Genomic DNA, 20,561 nt, shown 5'->3' on the forward strand with positions numbered 1-20,561 from the left:
ATATTCAATCTGAATCATAGTCAGATGTATAGTCTATTTTAAAATGATTTGATGCATAAAATTATGCATGATCTCAGCTGCTACTTGTTCTAAAGCAGGGGCATAGCTGTGATTGTCTTGACGTAATTGAGCAATATCAACTTGAGCTTTACGAAGTTCGCATGTATGACCAATTAACCATTTTTCTAGGCTTTCATTGCTTACTTCAATATGGAACTGTAAAGCTAAAATATTGGTGCCGACTTGGAAAGCTTGATTGCTATAAATACTTGAGCTGGCTAATAAGATGGCTTGTTCAGGTAAATTAAAGGTATCACCATGCCAATGCAGCACAGGAACGTTGGCTAGGGGAGCGAGAAGATTGTTGGTTGCATAACGAATTTCTAAAGGACTCCAACCGATTTCTTTAGCATGACCTGGGTATACTTTTGCACCCAGTGCATGTGCGATGAGTTGAGCACCTAAGCAAATACCCAGCGTTGGCAGTTCTTTTTCTAAACGGATTTTTAGCAGGTCGATTTCTTGTTGTAAAAAGGGATAATCATTTACTTCATAAACACCGATAGGACCACCTAAAATGATGGTCAAACCCGTGTATTCAAATGCTTTACTTAAATCATCAATACCAGCTTCAAAATAACGGACTCGAAAACCCAACTGATAAAAAATATCTTCTAGTGAGCCCAAATCTTCAAAGGCGAGATGTTGAATTGCATAAATGGTTTTGGGGAAAGAATCTAACATAGTGGGATCTGATTTATGAAAGTGAAGGAGGAGCGTTATTTAATTTAGATTATCTTAATTATTTTGATATTTCTATTCTTGATTGGTGTTGATTGTTAAACATCTTTAAGATGGAGAGGTTATTTACGTTTTAAGTCGCATTAAGGACGTAATTTTGTGTTGTAAGTAAGTTTTATAATTCGCAAAACAATTTGATTTTAATAAGAAATTTAATATTTATAGAACGGAGCTCAATATATGCAAAAGAAAATGATCGTCACCGCAACCTATATATTATCAATTTTCACCCTTTCAGCTTGTAATAATCATGATCAATCAGATCAGGCACAATCTTCAGTGATTGTCGATCAAGATCCAATGAGTTGCTCAACATTGGCAGCAGATGGGAAAAATGTTGTTGTAGGATCGAATCAAATGGGAGATCCAGCATTTCCAGAGCCAGCATCAGGATATCGCTTAGGACTTAAAACTAAATATTCAAATCAATACATGGTGGTTGCCAACACGCCATTAGCTACCAAAGCGGGTTGTGAAATCTTGAAATCTGGTGGTACAGCAATAGATGCAGCAATTGCTGTACAAGCGGTATTGGGATTAGTAGAACCACAATCTAGTACCATTGCGGGTAGTGCCTTTATGTTGTACTACGATGCAAAAGCAAATAAAGTCACTGCCTATGATGGACGTGAGACGGCTCCAGCAGCTGCAACGTCCTACTACTTAGTGAGACAAGATCAAGCAGATGCCAATTCTTTAGCGCCTGTACCGACTACACGCCGTAGCGGTCGATCGATTGGCGTCCCAGGTGTCATGCGAATGTTTGAAATGGCACATTCGGAACATGGGAAGTTAGCATGGAATCAGTTGTTTAATGGTGCTATTACATTGTCGAGTAATGGTTTTGCTGTTTCAGGGCGTTTAGCAGACGCGATTCAACTCAATTCGAAGAACTTATCTTTAGATAAAAATGCAGTTCAAACTTATTTTAAAGCGGATGGTACACCCTATGCTGTAGGAGAGATTCTCAAAAATACAGCATATGGTGATACCTTAAAAAAGCTCGCAAATGAAGGGGCTAATGCAATGTATACAGGACAAATAGCGCAGAATATTGTCGCGAAGGCTGGTCAAACGATTGGAGATGACGAAAATAAAACGCCTATTACGCCAAGCTTAATGACGACAAATGATTTAATAAGTTATCAAGCCAAGAAGCGCGAAGCGATCTGTAAAACCTATCGAAATGCTTATTTGATTTGTAGTATGCCACCGCCATCTTCTGGAGGAATAGCCGTTGCTCAAACATTGGGAATTTTAGAAAATTTTGATTTATCGCAATATCCACCTAAAAACGTTGAAAATGAAGGTGGCGTTCCACATGCGATGGGTGTTCATTTGGTTGCAGAGGCAGAGCGTTTGGCTTACGCAGATCGAGATCAATATGTAGCTGATACTGATTTTGTGCCTTTACCTGCTCAGGGTATCAACAGTTTGCTCGATAAAAACTATCTGAAACAACGTGCATCTCTGATTAATCCTGATAAATCGATGGGTATAGCGCCAGCAGGTGATTTTAATCTGGTTACTGGAAAAGACACCACGACTGAATATGGGACGACTCAATTCACGATCGTAGACAGCTATGGAAATGTTGCTTCAGTCACCTCGACGGTAGAGTCAAGTATGGGTTCATTCCACATGGTAGATGGCTTTTTACTGTCTAACCAGTTGACTGATTTTTCAATAAACCCAACGGATGCTAAAGGTAATTTGGTCGCGAATCGTATAGAAGCTAATAAACGTCCTAGAAGTACGATGGCACCGACTTTAGTGTTTAAAGGTACAAAACTGGGTGACTTCTATATTGCAACGGGTTCACCTGGTGGTGGAACGATTATCCAGTTTGTTGTGAAATCACTGGTTGGAATATTGGATTGGAATATGGATGTACAGCAGGCTACATCGCTGGTGAATTTTGGTGCAACGAATAGCCTAAGCACGAATATTGACAGTTCGAATCCAACATTAGATCTTTTAGCTTTGGTAACTGAGTTACAGTCTAAGGGGCATGTAGTGAATCAAGCGGCTCAATCAAGTGGGATTTCAACAATTATGAAGGTCGCAATCAATCAGCAGAAAAAATATGCAGGTGGCGTCGACCCTCGTCGTGAAGGACTGGTCTTGGGTAACGGTGCTTTATAAACTAAACCGAGTCAGCCATTCTTCGGGATGGCTGATAAAATTCATACTCAGTGCTGTAAATCGATTTCATCAAATCTAATTGTATAAAACCAGTACTGAAATATAAGCATTGAAAGCCTAGGACTTAAAAATAAAGTACTTAAAATAAAATACTCAAAAAAAGCACTTAAAACAAAGAATTAAAATCGAAGTGTTAGACTTCTTTCTAAAGTCATTATTCACACGACACACTCATCATGAGTATTCCCACATCCTAACCTTCTACCAATAGGAGAATGGATTTTTACCTATCATTTATGGCTACTTAATGAACATTTTTGACTGATAAAAGAGATCTATTAAAACAGATTATCGAAAACCAATTATTTAAATCGAATCCTATCAATATGAATTCAGAAAAATTACTGATCACTTGATAAATATTGATATTTTCGTTAGAGAAACGCTTCATGAATGAAGCACAAAAATAGGATGAATGATCTCATTGCATTGAGTTTATAACTTTAAATCTTACTGAGCATCCATAACAATTTATGATCAGCACACATGATATGCTGTAGATTATCATGATCGGTTTGAGCTAAGCGGATCAAATGATACTAAGCTTACCGAGTGATAAAGGGATTTTAGGGTGAAAGCCAAACATTCAAATAGACTTCTTTCTTCATTGAAAAATGACCGTATTAAATTTTTAAATATAGATTTAACACGTTTTTTTGAAAGAATGTTGATCATCAAGGATATGGATCTTAATGAGCGAAATACAGAATACAGATAATAATCAGGCAAAAGTTGCACTGATCATCGGGGCTGGAGATGCCACTGGAAGTGAAATTGCAAAGAGATTTGCGCGCGGTGGTTACATCACCTGCATGACACGACGTAATGCCGATAAGTTGATTCCTGTGATTAAAGAAATCGAGCAGGAAGGGGGTAAGGCGTTCGGTTTTGGTTCCGATGCGCGTAAAGAAGATCAAGTGATTGAGCTCATTGAAAAGATTGAATCAGAGATTGGGCCGATTGAGGTCATGGTTTTTAATATTGGTGCAAATGTGCCCTGTAGTATTTTAGAAGAAACCTCACGCAAATATTTTAAAATTTGGGAAATGGCTTGCTTTAGTGCCTTCCTCACTGGTCGAGAAGTGGCTAAGCGAATGGTGACTCGTGAAAGAGGAACGATCATTTATACAGGAGCTACTGCAGGACTCCGTGGATCAGCATATTTTGCGGCATTTGCAGGGGCAAAACATGCCTTACGCGCATTGGCACAAAGCATGGCGCGTGAGTTAGGGCCGCGAAATATTCATGTTGCTCATGTAGTGGTTGATGGCGCAATTGACACAGCCTTTATTCAAACGACATTTCCAGAAATGTATGAGAAAAAACAGCAGGACGGTATTTTAAATCCAAAACATATTGGAGAAAATTACTGGAATATTTCACAACAACCCCGTGACGCATGGACACACGAGCTGGATCTTAGGCCATGGATGGAACAATGGTAAGCTAAGTCCAAAGGACTAAAATTGTATTTAATAAATGGAAAACTCAAAGTTAAATGTATCGAAATATGGCTCCCTAACTGCACATAAATTTTAAAAGCGAATATAGCTTTAAAAAGTGCATAACGCTTTAAAAGTGAAAAGAGCTTTAAGAATGAAAGATAACTTTGAAAAATGAATATTATCAGGAAGGATAAAATGAACATCGTCGAATTTTATTTTGATTTAGGCAGTCCATATAGTTATTTAGGTTTTTATCAATTACAGAAAATTGCCAAAGAAAATCAAGCAGAGATTATTTATAAGCCCATGTTATTGGGTGCAGTATTCAAATCAACAAATAATTTAAGTCCGATCTCTGTACCTGAAAAAGCGCAATATTCAATGATTGATATGCGCCGTTGGAGTTTATTATGGGATATTCCTTTTAGAATGAATCCGAATTTCCCCATCAATACACTTTCGATAATGCGTTTAGTGACCGCAGTACAATTGTTTGCACCTGAGCATTTTCATGATGTGCTGACGGGTTTATTCAATGCGATGTTTAGATATCCACGTAATTTAAACGATGTCTCGGAGTTAACTGCTGTGCTGGTTGAGTTAGGCTTAGAGGCTGAACAAGTCAAAATCTGGTTAGACGATGAAAAAGTTAAAAATGAGCTGAAATTTTTCACGGAAGAAGCTCTAGAGCGTGGTGTATTTGGTGCGCCAAGTTTCTTTGTACGAGATGAACTATATTGGGGGATTGATCATTTACACTTTGTGGACATGGCTTTAAAAAATAATGCGCTATAAATATATTTAGTTTCTCAAAAATGACTTTTTCAGAACTTAGCTTTGCAGACTCAGAATCTACCTTTTAAGCATCGCTATTTGATGTATTGATTGTAGTGAATACGTTTCTTGATTCGAAAGAGTATTCCAAGATCGTCAATATTCGAATATTTTGAATTTTGAATTTTGAGTCAAGCTATTTGAATGATTGAGTTTTTAGAAAGTTCTCACCAAGAAAAAAGTATCTGTTTATAAAAGAGCATTTGCGTATAGATGTTATTCATATAAGGAATTCAAGATGACACAACAAGTTTTGGCTTATGCTGCTATGGATGCTCAGACCCCATTAGTTCCATTCAAATTTGAGCAAAGAGTTTCTAGACCCGATGATGTCATCATTGACATTGAATATTGCGGTGTGTGTCATTCAGATTTGCATCAAGCGCGGAATGATTGGGGCTTTAGTCGTTATCCAATCGTACCGGGTCATGAAGTTGTCGGGCGCGTGAAAAGTATCGGTTCTGCTGTAACTAAGTTTCAAGTGGGTGAGCTTGTAGGCATTGGTTGTATGGTGGATTCATGCCGTACATGTTCAGCGTGTCATCAAGGTCTTGAGCAATATTGTGAACAAGGCAATACGGGGACCTATGGCAGTATAGATCGTCATGATCAAACCATGACATACGGTGGATATTCTCAAACTATTATTAGCAGTGAAGACTTTGTGCTGAAGGTTCCTGAAAATTTAGATACGAAAGCAGTAGCACCTTTGCTTTGTGCTGGAATTACCACTTGGTCGCCATTGCGTCATTGGAAAGTAGGACCAAAATCTAAAGTTGCTGTGGTAGGCCTAGGTGGATTAGGTCATATGGCGATTAAGTTAGCCCATGCATTAGGTGCAGAAGTCACGCTGTTTACGCGATCAGCGAGTAAAGAAGCGGATGCTAGAGCACTCGGAGCGGATCGAATCGTTTTATCTACAGATGAAAATCAAATGAAAAAGGCTAAAAACCAATTTGATTTGATTATTGATACTGTGCCTTATGACCATGACTTAAAACCTTATATTCCGACGTTGGCTCTGAGCGGGACGATTGTTCTTGTGGGGTATTTAGGTGAAATCAGCGCTCATTCTGTGCCGATGATTATGGGGCGTAAATCTATTGCGGGTTCATTGATTGGTGGAATTCAAGAGACCCAAGAGTTATTGGATTTCTGTGGTGTACATAATATTGTGTCTGATGTCGAAATGATTGATATGCAAAATATTAATGAAGCCTATGAGCGCATGTTACAAAGTGATGTGAAATATCGTTTTGTCATTGATATGCAGTCATTAAAAGCATAACGCTTTAAAGCTTGATGTGTAAAATATCTAATATTTAAAAACCAAGGTTTAAAATTCAAGCTTTAAAATTCAATGTTTAAAACTCAGTGTTTAAATACATAATCTTTAAAAACCCAATATTGATCATTTAATATTGGGTTTTTAATTGCGTAATATAATAGACTTCTTTTCAAAAGTTATTATTCATACAATACACTCATCATAAATATTTCCTTATCCTAACCTTCTCCCAAAGGGAGAAGGGATTTTTACCTATCTATTTATGCCCACTCAATGATCATTTTTTGACTTATGAAAGAGATCTAATGCTTTGCTTTCAGTTTAAAAGCACCGCTTAAAATAATAGTTTCTGGGTTGTATCAGTTTGAATATTTTCAACTTGATGTTCATCTTTGAGCTTCACCCCTGAATATCCCAGTATTTTAGATTGTCGCATCAAATTCATCAGCCTTTGAGTTGCAATAGGAATACTTAATCCAGGAGGGCGAATATTAGAAATACAGTTGCGTTTTGAGTCCAAACAACCTGATTTAGCCTCCCAAGTATAGTAAATTCCCATACTGTCTGGAGAACTGAGTCCTGGACGTTCGCCTATGAGCATGACCAACATTTTAGCATTAAATATTTCTGCAACCTCATCACCCAATGCAACACGGCTACCTTTTGCAATCACAATAGGCGCCAGTGACCAATCTTCAGCATGAATAAATTCTGTTAAAGAGTGAATAAATGCAATCGCGTTTTCTTCAAGGGCCAATGCAGATAATCCATCACCAATCACGATGCAAACATCATATTTCGCATTGTTTTTATGGTTTTTTTGATATTCCGATAAAACGTGTTTAGATTCATCATCTAAAAAACGGCCTAAATCTGGTCGTTTTAAATAAAGCTGTTTATCAGTCGCGAGGCTTTGCACACAGAGAGTCTCTAAGTGAGCTTGATTTAATTCATTTTCGAGCTTTTCAACATCTAATTCTTGATAGACAGCATCACGCGCTTGAGCATGTGCCAATTGAAAATCAAGCAGGGGACGTGTTGGAATACTACAACCTGCGCGACCAATCGCAATACGAGCATCAGTAAATTGTTTGAGTTTTCCCCAAGGATCGCTATGAGGCGTATTTTCAAATGTATCATTTGGAATAAGATTCATTTATTGCTCCTAGGCCAACAGTTTAGAAAAATTCGATGGCATCTGATCTGCCCATTCAATATGATTATTTTGCTGCTTAAATATGCCTTGTTGAGCCAACCATGCATCGAACTCTGGTGCAGGTTTTAAGCCTAAAAGTTGGCGTAAATATAAGGCATCATGGAAAGAGGTGGTTTGATAGTTCAGCATCACGTCATCTGAACCCGGAATACCCATGATGAAATTTAAACCTGCGGTACCAAATAAGGTGAGTAGTACATCCATATCATTTTGATCTGCATCGGCATGATTGGTATAGCAAACATCACAACCCATGGGTAAACCTAAAAGCTTTCCACAAAAATGATCTTCTAAACCCGCACGAATAATCTGTTTGCCATCATATAAATATTCAGGCCCAATAAAGCCCACTACGGTGTTAACCAATAAAGGATTATATTTACGCGCCACAGCATAGGCACGTGCTTCAACGGTTTGCTGATCTACGCCATGATGCGCATTGCTGGAGAGTGCACTGCCTTGACCCGTTTCAAAATACATCACATTTTGACCCACTGTGCCACGCTTAAGTGCGAGCGTGGCCTCATACCCTTCTTGGAGCAGCGCTAGAGATATTCCAAAACCTTCATTGGCACGTTGTGTGCCTGCAATGGACTGGAACATCAAATCAATTGGAATATTTTTTTCAGCCAATTGAATACCAGAACTGATATGGGTTAAAACACAAGACTGCGTTGGAATATCATGGCTTTGAATAACGTGATCCATGAGTTTCAACAGTTCAGACAAGTTTTGCAAATTGTCTGTGGCTGGATTGATTCCGATGACGGCATCGCCATTGCCATACATGAGACCATCTAAGATACTGGCTGAAATTCCAAGTAAGTCATCAGTGGGATGGTTGGGTTGTAAGCGAGTGGAGAGATGGCCTTTTAAACCAATCGTATTTCGAAATTTTGTCACCACTTCACATTTACTGGCGACCAAAATCAAATCTTGATTTCGCATGATTTTACTTACGGCAGCCACCATTTCAGGCGTTAATCCCATCGCCAGTTTTTGTAATTTTTCAGTATTGGCATCTTCACTTAAAAGCCAATTACGAAAATCACCGACGGTAAAGTGAGAAATAGGCGCAAATAAATTTTCTTGGTGCTCATCGATGATTAATCGCGTAACTTCATCTTGATCATAATCAATGAGCGTCTCATTTAAAAAGTTCTTTAAAGGTACGTCTGCCAATGCCATTTGAGCAGCAACGCGCTCAGTTGCATTTTCTGCGGCTATTCCTGCAAGTTCATCTCCAGATCTTAGCGGAGTAGCCTTTGCCATCAGCGTTTTTAAATCTGAAAATACATAATTCTGCTGTGCAATTAATGTTTTGTATGACATTTCAGCATCCTTCTCTTTAAATAATGTTCTCGCTTTAAATCGTGTTAAAGCTCTTTTTCAGCTTGTCGAATCGCTTCAAACTCTTCTTCAGGCGTGCCTTGTATTAATTTATGACGGCTATAAAAAACAAAGTAGGCAATAAACACCACATAGATGCCTGCGGCCATAAACCAAACTTTTGGATCAACCACAAAGCCAGCCACTACAGCAATTAATGCAAGAACCAATGCGATACTTGAGGTGATAATGCCACCTGGTGTTTTATAGGGGCGGTGTAATTCTGGACGGCTCAAACGTAATTTAATGTGAGATAGCATCATCAATACATAAGAAATAGTGGCACCAAAGACGGCCATCAGAATTAATAAATCACCTTCACCAGTAAGTGATAAGAGGAAACCCAAAATTCCAGGAATAATAATGGCGAGATAAGGGGCTTTGTTTTTATTGGTCAGTGATAATGCAGTGGGTAAATATCCTGCACGGGATAGGGCAAATATTTGTCTAGAATAGGCATAAATAATCGAGAAAAAACTCGCGATTAATCCTGCAAGTCCAACAAAGTTTACAAAACTGGCGAGCCACGTATTTTGTCCATAGACAGCAATTAATGCATCTACCAAAGGCGCACCTGAGTCTTTCAGTAGATTTGCACCTGCAGCGCCTGCACCTAAAAATAAAATAAGCAGTGCGAAAGCAGCCAGAATGAGCATTGATCCAATTAATCCTCTGGGTACAGATTTTGTAGGATCTTTGGCTTCCTCAGCAGCAAGGGGCACACCTTCAACGGCTAAAAAGAACCAGATCGCATAAGGTACGGCTGCCCAAATACCAATATAGCCAAAAGGTAAAAATGAGCTTGCGCCTGTATTTTCTGTGACGGCGATATCAAATAGATTGGCACTATTAAAATGCGGCGCCATTGCAATAATAAAGACAAACAGGGCGACAGCTGCAATCGCAGTGATTACAAAAATAATTTTAAGTGCTTCTCCTGCACCTTTTAAATGAATTCCCATAAAGACTAAATAGCAAATCAGATAAATGATCCATCCACCAACGCCAAATAAACTTTCACAATACGCACCAATAAAGCAGGCAATAGCAGCAGGTGCGATCGCGTATTCAATTAAGGTCGCGGTGCCTGTAAGGTAACCGCCTAAAGGGCCAAATGCGGTACGAGCAAAACTATAACCCCCACCTGCGGTAGGGAGCATCGTCGCCATTTCGGACATCGATAAACACATGCAAAGATACATAATGGCCACGACAAGGGTTGCGATAAACATACCGCCCCAGCCACCTTGGGCTAAGCCAAAATTCCATCCTGCAAAATCACCTGAAATAACGTAAGCAACGCCCAAGCCAACGAGAAGTAGCCAACCTACAGCGCCTTGTTTAAGTTGTCGCTTTGCAAAATATTCCTGTTGAGTGGATGAAGCTGCATCTGCTGAATGATCATGATTAGAGTCTGACATTTGGCGCTCCTTAATATTCTAGTTGTCTGTGCTCCATGCTGATAAGCAATTTCAGTACCAGTTTGAGGATCAAGACTGATGCTGATTCTAGAATCATCGAGATCCTAGACTTTATTTCTTTTAACGAAATCAATTTGATTTTTAGGATTAATTATTTGAAATAAAAAATTATTTTTTCGTTTAATCTGTTGGTTAAATTCAATCAATAAAAAAACTAAACTTAAAAATTCCGTCTAAATATTTTTTGATTAGACAATGTCTGACTAAACGCTACTCATTTTGAACATTGAATCTTGATGTGATTTTTGAAAAATTTATGGTCTTTGAAAAATATGGTGATCTCTAAACAATAAAAAATTTAATGATTCAAGCACTAAAAGCTGTATCACATGTAATTGAGTGAGTCAGATAAGATTGACTCAGATTTAAAGTGCTTCGTTAAAAATTTTATAAAACTGATTTTATAAACCTAATGATATAAAACAGATTATATAAATTGATTGAGACAAACATTATTGAGACAAACTAAGGTGCATGAAAATTATTGCACCTTAGCCGACTCAAGGATTAATTCGCTCTATCAAGCATTTGAGCTTAGAAAAAGCCCATCGCTTTGGTTGAGTAGCTCACCAACAAGTTCTTAGTTTGTTGATAATGATCAAGCATCATCTTATGGTTTTCACGGCCAATCCCTGATTTCTTATATCCACCAAACGCTGCATGCGCAGGGTAAATATGATAACAGTTGGTCCATACGCGTCCAGCTTGAATGGCACGACCAGCGCGATAAGAGGTATGTGCAGAACGCGACCAAACTCCAGCACCTAGCCCATAAATCGTATCATTGGCGATCTTAATGGCATCATCAAAATCTTTAAATGTGGCAACAGCCAGTACTGGTCCAAAAATTTCTTCTTGGAAGGTTTTCATGTCATTGGTACCTTTGAAGATCGTTGGTTCAATATAGAAACCTGTACCGACTTCATGTCGTTCTTCACCACCAGTGAGAATTTTCGCACCTTCAGCACGACCTGTGGCAATACAACCTAAGATTTTATCTTGTTGCTCTTGTGAAGCTTGAGCACCAATCATAGTCTCTGTATCAAGCGGATGACCTGTTTTGATGCGCTTAACACGTTCAACAGCCATTTCTAGAAAACGGTCAGCGATACTCTCCTGAACTAAAGCACGTGAAGGGCAGGTACAAATTTCACCTTGGTTTAATGCAAACATCGCAAAGCCTTCGAGTGCTTTATCAAGGTATTCATCATCTTTGTCCATAATGTCTTCAAAGAAAACATTTGGAGATTTACCACCAAGCTCCAAAGTTACAGGAATAATATTTTCGGTTGCGTACTGCATAATCATTTGCCCAACCGCCGTTGAGCCTGTAAATGCGATTTTTGCAATACGTGGGTTAGTCGCTAATGGACGACCCACTTCAACACCATAACCATTCACAATATTCAATACGCCCGCAGGCAAAATATCTTGAATAAGTTCGGCTAGAACCAGAATGCTGACAGGCGTTTGCTCAGCAGGTTTTAATACAATACAGTTTCCTGCAGCCAAGGCTGGAGCCAATTTCCAAGCAGCCATGAGGATAGGGAAGTTCCATGGAATAATTTGACCCACAACACCTAAGGGTTCGTGAAAATGATAGGCGATGGTATCTTCATCAATTTCTGAGATCCCGCCTTCTTGAGCGCGGATACAACTTGCAAAATAACGAAAATGATCAATGGTCAACGGAATGTCTGCCGCCAAAGTTTCACGAATAGGTTTACCGTTATCCCATGTTTCAGCCACAGCAAGTAGCTCTAAATTCTCTTCTAAACGATCAGCGATTTTTAACAGTATATTTGAACGCGCAGTTGTGGAGGTGCTACCCCATTGCGCTTTTGCCTGATGTGCAGCATCTAGAGCAAGTTCGATATCCTCAGCAGATGAACGAGGAACCTTGCTAAACACTTTTCCATCTACGGGAGAAATATTATCAAAATATTCACCCTTGACTGGTGCAACCCATTTTCCACCAATAAAATTTTCATATTGAGCTTTAAATTGAACTTTTGAACCTGTTTGATTTGGATCTACGTAGCGCATGTCAATTCTTCCTTTGCTTATTGGATTTATAAAAAGCATCTACAGCTTTAGTATAAGGTACATCTGTACAATATTTGATTAGCATAACCACTATAAGGTTGGATAAAGGTTGGAATGATGAAGGTTTACAAGCGGTAGACAAATATTTACAACCGATTTGAATACAGCGGATGTATGTCAAGGAATAGTCGAAACAATAAGGAAGATAAGAATGCAAAAATTAATAGAGCAAAGAAAACAAATCGATCTTCTGAGAGATAAAATTACGAATTCGACTGTGCAAGCAAAACAAATCGGAATGAGTATTTTAAACTCATGGAAGCGCTCAACTTTAGCGGAAATTCCCAAGGATCGTTTGGCTGCTCCAATCATTGATCATTCAACTGTTCATGAGACAGCTTTAAAACATGCCTTAAATAATTGTGCGGATCAGTTAAAGCATATCGCTCAACAATCATCGATGGTGGTTGCCGTTGGAGATATCTCAAGTACCATCGTTTGGAGTGCTTCAAGTCGTCAAATGCGTAGTGCAGCCGAAAATGTACATTTTATTGAGGGAGGGCAATGGCGTGAAGAGTTTGTAGGAACAAATGCGTTGGCGCTGACTTTGAAAACACAACAATCGAGCTGTGTTTTTTCCAATGAACATTATATGAGTTCAATCCATGATTGGGTGTGCTATGCAGCACCGATTATTGATCCTTATTCAAAGCATGTATTGGGCGTAATTGATTTATCGACTGTTTGGAAAAATCATAATAGTTTGGGCTTATTGGCAGCAGAACGCTGTGCCGCTATTATTCAAAACGCTTTGTTGGAGTACCAAACACAGCAATTGTATATCCGTGCTTTTGGAGTGCCACAAGTTTTATTCAATAATAAAGTCCTGATATTAACGCCAAGACAGATTGAAATCTTGACGATTTTGACTCTGTGTCCGCAAGGTTTAACCTTAGATACTTTACATCAAGCTTTATATGGTGAGCGAAAAGTCAGTATGGGAACTTTAAAAGCTGAAATGTCTCAACTCAGAGATATATTAGGCGGTATGTTAGGTTCAAGACCGTATCGAATACTGGCGCATGTCGAAGCTGATTTTTTACAGGCAGAACAAGCCTTAGATTCAGCGTATATCGAAACCGCATTGAAAATTTGTAGTGGTGTTATGCTGGCAAAGACAGAAAGTCCATTTTTATGTTCTTGGCGGGACTGTATGGAATCTCGTTTAAGTGCTGCTATTTTTAAAGCCAATGAAACTGATGTGTTGCTTAAACATATTGCGCGATATCCAGACGCGATTGATGCCGTAGAAAGATTAATAGAGCTGACGCCTTCAGGCCATCCAGCCCATCAAATATTAATGAAATATAAAAACTAACCGCAGATTAAATATTTATACAGAGAGTAAAAAAGGATTTTATGTCGGGAATTCCTGAATCTTATATTTTCGTTTGTGCTAACCAGTTAAAAAGTTCTTTATATACTTGAGTTCGAACTTTAAGTTCTGAAAGCACCAAATCGTGTAATCCATCCTTTATTGTAATGACATTGATATGACCTTGTAATTCATTTGCGCACTTCTGGATTTGTTGAACATCCAAAATCACATCACTACTTTGCGCATCTTGATTAAATTTTTTCGGATTTCTGGTTTTATCAGAACACATGACCAATGTTGGAATGCTCAGTTTAGTGCCTTGATGAATTTCTTTTTGTGCTTCAAAAATCGCATGCACAAAACTGATGTAGACCATTGGATAGGTCGTCGGTTTCCACAATAAATTAAAATCCCACTCGCCATGAAATTTTTGATGCAGACTTTGTACATAAAATTTATTGAGTTCACTGGGAAATTTAAGATGAGGAAACTTTTTACCTAAATGACTTAAGTAAGGCAGTGCAATTTTTTTCTTTAATGGATGCATATTGAAGTCATAAAATGGACTATTCACCCACAACGCTTTAATCAGAGGATGCTCTGGATAATGTGCGGCATATAAGGTCGTGATTAAACCACCTGTAGAATGTCCACTCAGAACAACAGAGTCGTGATTTTCATGTTGAATGATTTTAAGTGCTTCAGTAATTTCAGCATCATATTCCCGTAAGTCCATAACAAAATAGGGTTTTTGATGAGGCATCAATGACCGCCCATATTTTCTTAAATCAAGCGCATAAAAGTCATAATCATGTTGGTTAAACTGCTCAGCCATCTCAGTTTGAAAGAAATAATCGATAAAACCATGAATATAGAGCACTGCTTTATGGGTTTTTTGTGCTGCTTTTTTTCTAATTAAAGTGGCTGTCACTTTACCTTGATCATCATTGGGGAAATTCAGCGTAAGCTGTTCGTATCCATGCCCTAAAATATCTGGAGTATATGCTGGGCTCACTTGAGATGTGTCCATTCGATTTTGAGAATTCAGTGTTTGAGACATCATGGAACTCATTTTATTTTATTCTAAATCCTATCCTCAAGGATGGATAAAACTTTGTCAAATAATTTAAAATCTCAGAACCATAATCTCACAATAGTAATCTCACAACAAAAATCTCACAACATTAAAGATGGATCAAAAAGAGTAAAAGAGGTCAGAAAAAAGTAGTTTAAGAGCTGAAAAATTCAGTCTCTCTGCTAAGTAAAGACAATGAATTCTTTAATCGTAAAGAACTAGACTTTCGCCATCGCTCTAATGCCTTCTTAACGCCTTAAAATTTATAAAGGAATAAATTTATATAGCTCAACCAATCGACCTCTTTCATAAGTCAAAAAATGAAGACTGAGTGGCCGTAAATTGATATTTAAAAACCTTCTCTCTTTGAGAGAAGGTCAGGATGAAAGAATAAGAATGATGAATGTTTTGTGTGAATTAAGACTGATGCAAAAAGTCTATTATAAAAACTTATATATAAAAACTTACATGGCTGCTTTAAAAATTTCGACAACCTGAGCATGATTTGCTTTTCGAGGGTTGGTTAACATACACGCATCTTTTTGCGCATTATCAGCCATCGTCGCCAAATCAGCTTCTTTCACATTCAGTTCTTGTAGGCCTGAAGGGATTCCAATCGAGATAGATAATTCTCGTATGGCATCAATCGCAGCATATGCAGCTTGATTCACACTTAAACTCGATGTATCGACACCCATTAAGCTTGCAATTTTTGCGTAGCGTTGAGGACAAGCAATGAGGTTGAATTCGCAGACGTGTGGAAGCAAAATCGCATTACATACGCCGTGTGGCAGGTTGTAAAAACCACCCAGTTGGTGAGCCATTGCATGCACATAACCGAGTGATGCATTGTTAAAAGCCATACCTGCCAAATATTGTGCATAGCTCATTGCATCACGTGCTTCGATATTCTCACCATTCGCAACGGCTGGGCTAAGCCATTCACTAATCATTGAAATGGCTTTTTCGGCACAAGCATCCGTAATTGGGTTTGCCGCAGTAGAAACATAAGCTTCAACAGCGTGCGTAAGTGCATCCATACCTGTTGCAGCTGTAAGCCCCGCTGGTTTTGCGATCATCAACTTTGGATCATCAATCGCCATAAGTGGCGTGCAACGCCAATCGACAATCGCCATTTTTACATGCGTATCAGTATTGGTAATAATACAAAAACGCGTCATTTCTGAAGCAGTACCTGCCGTTGTATTAATGGCGATAAGGGGCGTCATTGACACTGTACTTTTATCAATGCCTTCATAATCACGAATATGACCACCACCAGCAGTGACTAAACCAATTCCTTTTGCACAGTCATGAGATGACCCTCCACCTAATGAGATAATGAAATCACAATGATTTTCATTATATGCTTGTACGCCTTTTAGGACGTTAATATCCGTTGGGTTAGGTTCAGCACCAGGGAAAATATGACAATCAACATTTGCGTCTTTTAAGTAGTTTGCAATCGTGTCTGCGACACCAAATTTAAATAAACCTTCGTCTGTCACGATGAGTACTTTTTTCGCACCTAAATTTTGCGCTCTGATGCCGATTTCTTTGGAGCATCCTGGTCCAAAAAGAGATACGCATGGGATATAAAAGCCATTGGTTTGATCTGAGATATTCTTAAAAGCCATGGTGATATTCCTTATACCATTATTGTAATGTGATCGATTTTCATGTGATCGGTCGTCTGTACCGTGAGCTCAGTATTGAATAATTAGATTTGAATGTGCACCTACCAAACACCTACCAAATAAAGGATAAATAACGAGCGATTTGAATGGCTTTAATGTGTTTCTAAAAAGTTTGAATGTTAATAATCGAGTATGAAAATATAAAAGTAGGCTTTTAAACTTATTGCTGTTTTACGAATGTTTGAGAACTTCAGAACAGTGTCATGAATGAAGCCATGAATTTTCAGTACAGGGGGAGAGTTGTTTAAGTTTTAATTCAATACATTGGTTTTTTTCGTAAAGCAAAACGATCATTTAGCGACAATAAAAGAATATGCAAAAAGCCTTCTCCCAATGGAAGAAGGCAAAGGTAAGGGAATACTGATGATGAGATTTTTTTTTGAGAAATGAATTTTGGAAATGAGTCTAATGTTTATTTTTATCTAACAAAATATAGATATCAATCAATAGATATTCAAAACGCATTTAATTGCAGCGACCTAAATCTTTAGGTTTTAAGCCTTTGATTAAATAATCAAACTTAAATCTCAGATTAAAGATAGTCTTTGACCAATTCCAAAGTAGTGTCATACAACGTTAAAGCCAATTGCTTATCTTTCGCTTTGAGCGATTGAAAGGCTGGCGTTTGTAAACTCACATAATCACCAGATCGATTCATCCATGAAGGGTCTAATGCAATTCTTTTAATGAGTTGTGCAGGTTTTTTCGGTGAGATTAAAAAAAACTTAATGACTCGATATTGATACTTGGGAAGTTCACGATAAATTTCTGAATCTACACCGCCTGGATGTAAAGCATTACAGGTGACTTTTGTTCCAATCAGCTTGCTGGCCAAGACATGACTAAATAATAAGTTGGCTAATTTACTGTTAGCATAGCTTCGTACGCCATTATAATTTTTGACTTGATCTGCACGAAATTGATCGGTGTCAATTTTACCGAGTAAATGCATCATCGAAGCGAGATTAATGATTCGACCAGAAGAGGATTGTTTCACGAGCGGCAGAAGCTTAATCGTCCACAAAAAGTGTGCAATATAATTCACGCCCATTTGCTTTTCGAAACCCTCTTGAGTCGATTCTAAATGCGGCGTCATCAGTCCAGCATTATTAACAAGCACGTCAATGTGTGTCAGTTTTTCTAGAAGAAGCTGAGCAGCTTGATTGACTTGATTTAAACGATTCAAATCTAACTCAATGAATTCAACTTGACCCTTACCTAACTGGGCTAATTTTTGCTGCGCTTGTTGGGCTTTTTGAATATTACGACACGCGAGAATAACATGATGACCTTCTTCTAAAAATGCTTGAGCACTTTCGAAACCAATCCCTGTATTTGCACCTGTTATGACGACTGTTTTCATTGCTTTATTATGATAGGTTGATGATTATTAATACAAGTTGTAGATCAGACCACCATGTAAGTCAAATCATGAATCTTAATTTGTTTAACAATATAAATGCATATTCAGATTTGAGTAGTTTTGATTGGTTTAATGTTGCTTATGACGGGTGAAACATATCATCTTGGTTACATAATCTTTATTTCAATGATTTTTAAAATAGAATAATGCTAAGATCCATTTTCTTTTGTCCCACAACCTGAGTTTAAGATTCTGTTATGGACCTTAATCTACACGATACCCAAATCCACAAACATCAGCATACAGCACAGCAATTGTTGGATTGTTCTGTCGTTTTGAAGCAGCTCTTTCAGGATCAGTGGTTTTATTTGTGGACGATCACAGCGCAAAATCTATTCGAAATAGATGAGCATAAAAAACAACTTTCGATTGCCGATGGTTTAATTAAAATTAAATTCGAAGTTATTGATGGTCAAGTTATTCATTTTTCGACGACACGCGCTGAAATTTCTGTTCAAGCGATCGCCGATTTTGTCTTGAATGAAGTTTCTTTTTTATTGCGAAATTTTAAAGCCCAACATTCACTGTTCTTAAAAACCAAAGTTCAATTGTTTAGACAGCTTTTGGTTGAGGAAGTTTTTAAGTGGGTTGATGGTGAAAATCGTGTAGAGCAATATTTATATAATCTTTCAGTCATTGAAGCAGATCAGATTGATCAAATCATGATAGATGCTGGATATTACGCAGAAAGACATTTAACGGCTTATGCAACTTCAGGTACAAGTATCCCTTTAAGTGTGGAACTTAATTTTAAACATTTAAGTTTAGTGAATTCCATTTTGGGAGAAAATTTTCTCGCTGTTAAATCCTTGATGCCTGTATATGATCAATTATGTTTTTCTGCTGAAAAATTTATTCCCACAGACATCTATCGCATCATCAGAGTTCTCTTTAATGAAACATTTAGTCTAGCGAATGTGATTGATCACAGTGCAGATTTTCAATTGTTGATTGAACATGCTCAGCAACATCCTCAGCTTTTGTCTTTCACGCAATGGATGAAGCGTGGCTATTGGCAATATCGTGATATTTTCAGTAAGAAAAATTTTACCAAAGCTGGATCAGCTTATTGGGATGAGCGCATTTCCAATCAATTTCCACTTTTTTATTTTAATCGTTCAGTCAATTGGTTATTCAAACAAAAAACTGAGGTGATTGATTGGGTCGGGTTACGATTAGATCAAATTGATGTTCGTATTGCCGTCACCGCTTTAAGTTTTGTAGATACCACTCATGTACATCCGCATATCATTGTTTTAACAATCAAATATTTTAAATCAATTGCGGGTCGTTTATTTTTAAATGATTGTAGTCGCTTTGCTGATCAGCACTTGTGGTTCGAGTCTGCGTCAAATGACAGCTTAAAGCATGGTTCGAACGTTGTGAAACATCACTATTCTTTACGTGATTCTACTAGGATTGTGGCAAATGATTTAGGCCAAAGAACTGAAATTAGCAGTTCAATTCTATATCTAGATGAATGGCTAAATTTATTGTATTTGGTTGCGAAAGATGATCAATACATCGTCAAAAAGATTTTTAAACGGCTTTCCAGCGTTATGCAAGCCTGTATGCTGTTCATGCAAGAGAGTGTTAAGGATTTACCTGCCGATTTAATTCAGTTTATTGAGCCTAAAACTCAAGAAAATCCGCAGTTTTTGGCCAAACTCAGACATCATCAAATTGAATTAAGAGAATTTAGAAAAAAATTTAAACATCCGATTTTACAGTTCAATCGTAATACCAGTGTGTTTGATTCATATATCGCAGATTATCTGTTGGATTATTTTTCTCAGCATCGAGACTTAGCCAAAAATGTGACTTGGTCAGGCTTGTATCAGCAAGCAGTCAGATGGCATCAACAGGCTTATTATCTCGAGACATTGGCTAAATTAAGGTTGAAAATTCATCTGGAGACATGGCAAAGAATTTCCCCTCATGAAGTTATGTTTAGTGATCATTGGAAATTTATCGAGCTCAACTCTTTAGAGCAAATTATTCATGAGTCAAATAGTTATAAACACTGTTTGGCGCTGTCGTATACAGAGCAAATAGCAGAGGGGAGCTATGTCGCTTTCCATATAACTTCTCTGGAAGATGAAGAATTACATTTAACTTTGGGTTGTTACTTTAAATTTGATCAATTACATTTTGACCAGTTACGCTTCCCAAATAATCAGCCTGCAACGCAAAGCATTGAAAATGAGGCCAAACAATTTATTCAACAGGTCAACCAATATTTAATTTGGGATTTTAAAGCACCTAAAGTTCAATAAAGAACAT

14 protein-coding genes are annotated in these 20,561 nt (G+C 37.9%); 6 read left to right on the forward strand and 8 right to left on the reverse strand.

Annotated features, from left to right (window positions below; genetic code table 11):
• Positions 1-33: 33 nt before the first annotated feature.
• On the reverse strand, positions 34-744 hold the full coding sequence (locus tag V5M36_RS07050; protein WP_338563504.1) for a glutamine amidotransferase: 711 nt from the start codon (positions 742-744) through the stop codon (positions 34-36).
• Positions 745-981: 237 nt separating this feature from the next.
• Between V5M36_RS07050 and V5M36_RS07055 the strand changes: the two genes are divergently transcribed.
• The 4 genes from V5M36_RS07055 (at position 982) to V5M36_RS07070 (ending at position 6,573) form a co-directional block, all read left to right on the forward strand.
• Positions 982-2,946, forward strand: a complete 1,965-nt coding sequence (locus V5M36_RS07055; protein ID WP_338563506.1) for a gamma-glutamyltransferase family protein — start codon at positions 982-984, stop codon at positions 2,944-2,946.
• A gap of 752 nt (positions 2,947-3,698) precedes the next feature.
• Positions 3,699-4,451, forward strand: coding sequence for an SDR family oxidoreductase (locus tag V5M36_RS07060; protein ID WP_338563511.1), 753 nt, complete (start codon positions 3,699-3,701; stop codon positions 4,449-4,451).
• Between the two features lie 195 nt (positions 4,452-4,646).
• A complete protein-coding gene (locus V5M36_RS07065; protein WP_338563513.1) occupies positions 4,647-5,246 on the forward strand; it encodes a 2-hydroxychromene-2-carboxylate isomerase in 600 nt (199 codons plus the stop codon).
• A 277-nt stretch (positions 5,247-5,523) separates the two neighbouring features.
• Positions 5,524-6,573 carry an NAD(P)-dependent alcohol dehydrogenase gene (locus tag V5M36_RS07070; RefSeq protein WP_338563515.1) on the forward strand — a complete coding sequence of 350 codons (1,050 nt, stop codon included), beginning with the start codon at positions 5,524-5,526 and terminating at the stop codon, positions 6,571-6,573.
• Between the two features lie 334 nt (positions 6,574-6,907).
• Here the strand turns inward: V5M36_RS07070 and eutC are convergent, their stop codons facing one another.
• The 4 genes from eutC to exaC all read right to left on the reverse strand — a co-directional run bounded on the left by eutC (position 6,908) and on the right by exaC (position 12,705).
• Positions 6,908-7,729 carry an ethanolamine ammonia-lyase subunit EutC gene (gene eutC / locus V5M36_RS07075; RefSeq protein WP_338563517.1) on the reverse strand — a complete coding sequence of 274 codons (822 nt, stop codon included), beginning with the start codon at positions 7,727-7,729 and terminating at the stop codon, positions 6,908-6,910.
• Positions 7,730-7,738: 9 nt separating this feature from the next.
• A complete protein-coding gene (locus tag V5M36_RS07080; RefSeq protein ID WP_338563519.1) occupies positions 7,739-9,121 on the reverse strand; it encodes an ethanolamine ammonia-lyase subunit EutB in 1,383 nt (460 codons plus the stop codon).
• A 44-nt stretch (positions 9,122-9,165) separates the two neighbouring features.
• Positions 9,166-10,599 (reverse strand): ethanolamine permease, encoded by a 1,434-nt coding sequence (gene eat, locus V5M36_RS07085; protein ID WP_338563522.1) that lies wholly within the window; start codon positions 10,597-10,599, stop codon positions 9,166-9,168.
• Between the two features lie 594 nt (positions 10,600-11,193).
• The gene (gene exaC, locus V5M36_RS07090) at positions 11,194-12,705 is read right to left on the reverse strand and encodes an acetaldehyde dehydrogenase ExaC (RefSeq protein ID WP_338563525.1); all 1,512 of its coding nucleotides are present in this window, start codon (positions 12,703-12,705) and stop codon (positions 11,194-11,196) included.
• Between the two features lie 211 nt (positions 12,706-12,916).
• Here exaC and V5M36_RS07095 point away from each other — a divergent pair, with 211 nt between their 5' ends.
• Positions 12,917-14,083, forward strand: coding sequence for a transcriptional regulator (locus tag V5M36_RS07095; RefSeq protein ID WP_338563527.1), 1,167 nt, complete (start codon positions 12,917-12,919; stop codon positions 14,081-14,083).
• A 61-nt stretch (positions 14,084-14,144) separates the two neighbouring features.
• Here the strand turns inward: V5M36_RS07095 and V5M36_RS07100 are convergent, their stop codons facing one another.
• The 3 genes from V5M36_RS07100 to V5M36_RS07110 form a co-directional block, all read right to left on the reverse strand.
• The gene (locus V5M36_RS07100; RefSeq protein WP_338564089.1) at positions 14,145-15,113 is read right to left on the reverse strand and encodes an alpha/beta hydrolase; all 969 of its coding nucleotides are present in this window, start codon (positions 15,111-15,113) and stop codon (positions 14,145-14,147) included.
• 509 nt (positions 15,114-15,622) lie between these two features.
• Positions 15,623-16,795, reverse strand: a complete 1,173-nt coding sequence (mdh, locus tag V5M36_RS07105; protein ID WP_338563529.1) for an iron-dependent methanol dehydrogenase — start codon at positions 16,793-16,795, stop codon at positions 15,623-15,625.
• Between the two features lie 592 nt (positions 16,796-17,387).
• Positions 17,388-18,218 (reverse strand): SDR family NAD(P)-dependent oxidoreductase, encoded by an 831-nt coding sequence (locus tag V5M36_RS07110; protein ID WP_338563532.1) that lies wholly within the window; start codon positions 18,216-18,218, stop codon positions 17,388-17,390.
• Between the two features lie 257 nt (positions 18,219-18,475).
• Between V5M36_RS07110 and V5M36_RS07115 the strand changes: the two genes are divergently transcribed.
• A complete protein-coding gene (locus V5M36_RS07115; RefSeq protein ID WP_338563534.1) occupies positions 18,476-20,554 on the forward strand; it encodes a hypothetical protein in 2,079 nt (692 codons plus the stop codon).
• The last annotated feature ends 7 nt before the right edge of the window (positions 20,555-20,561 follow it).

This window comes from Acinetobacter sp. KS-LM10, from assembly GCF_036896575.1.
Lineage (GTDB): Bacteria > Pseudomonadota > Gammaproteobacteria > Pseudomonadales > Moraxellaceae > Acinetobacter > Acinetobacter avistercoris.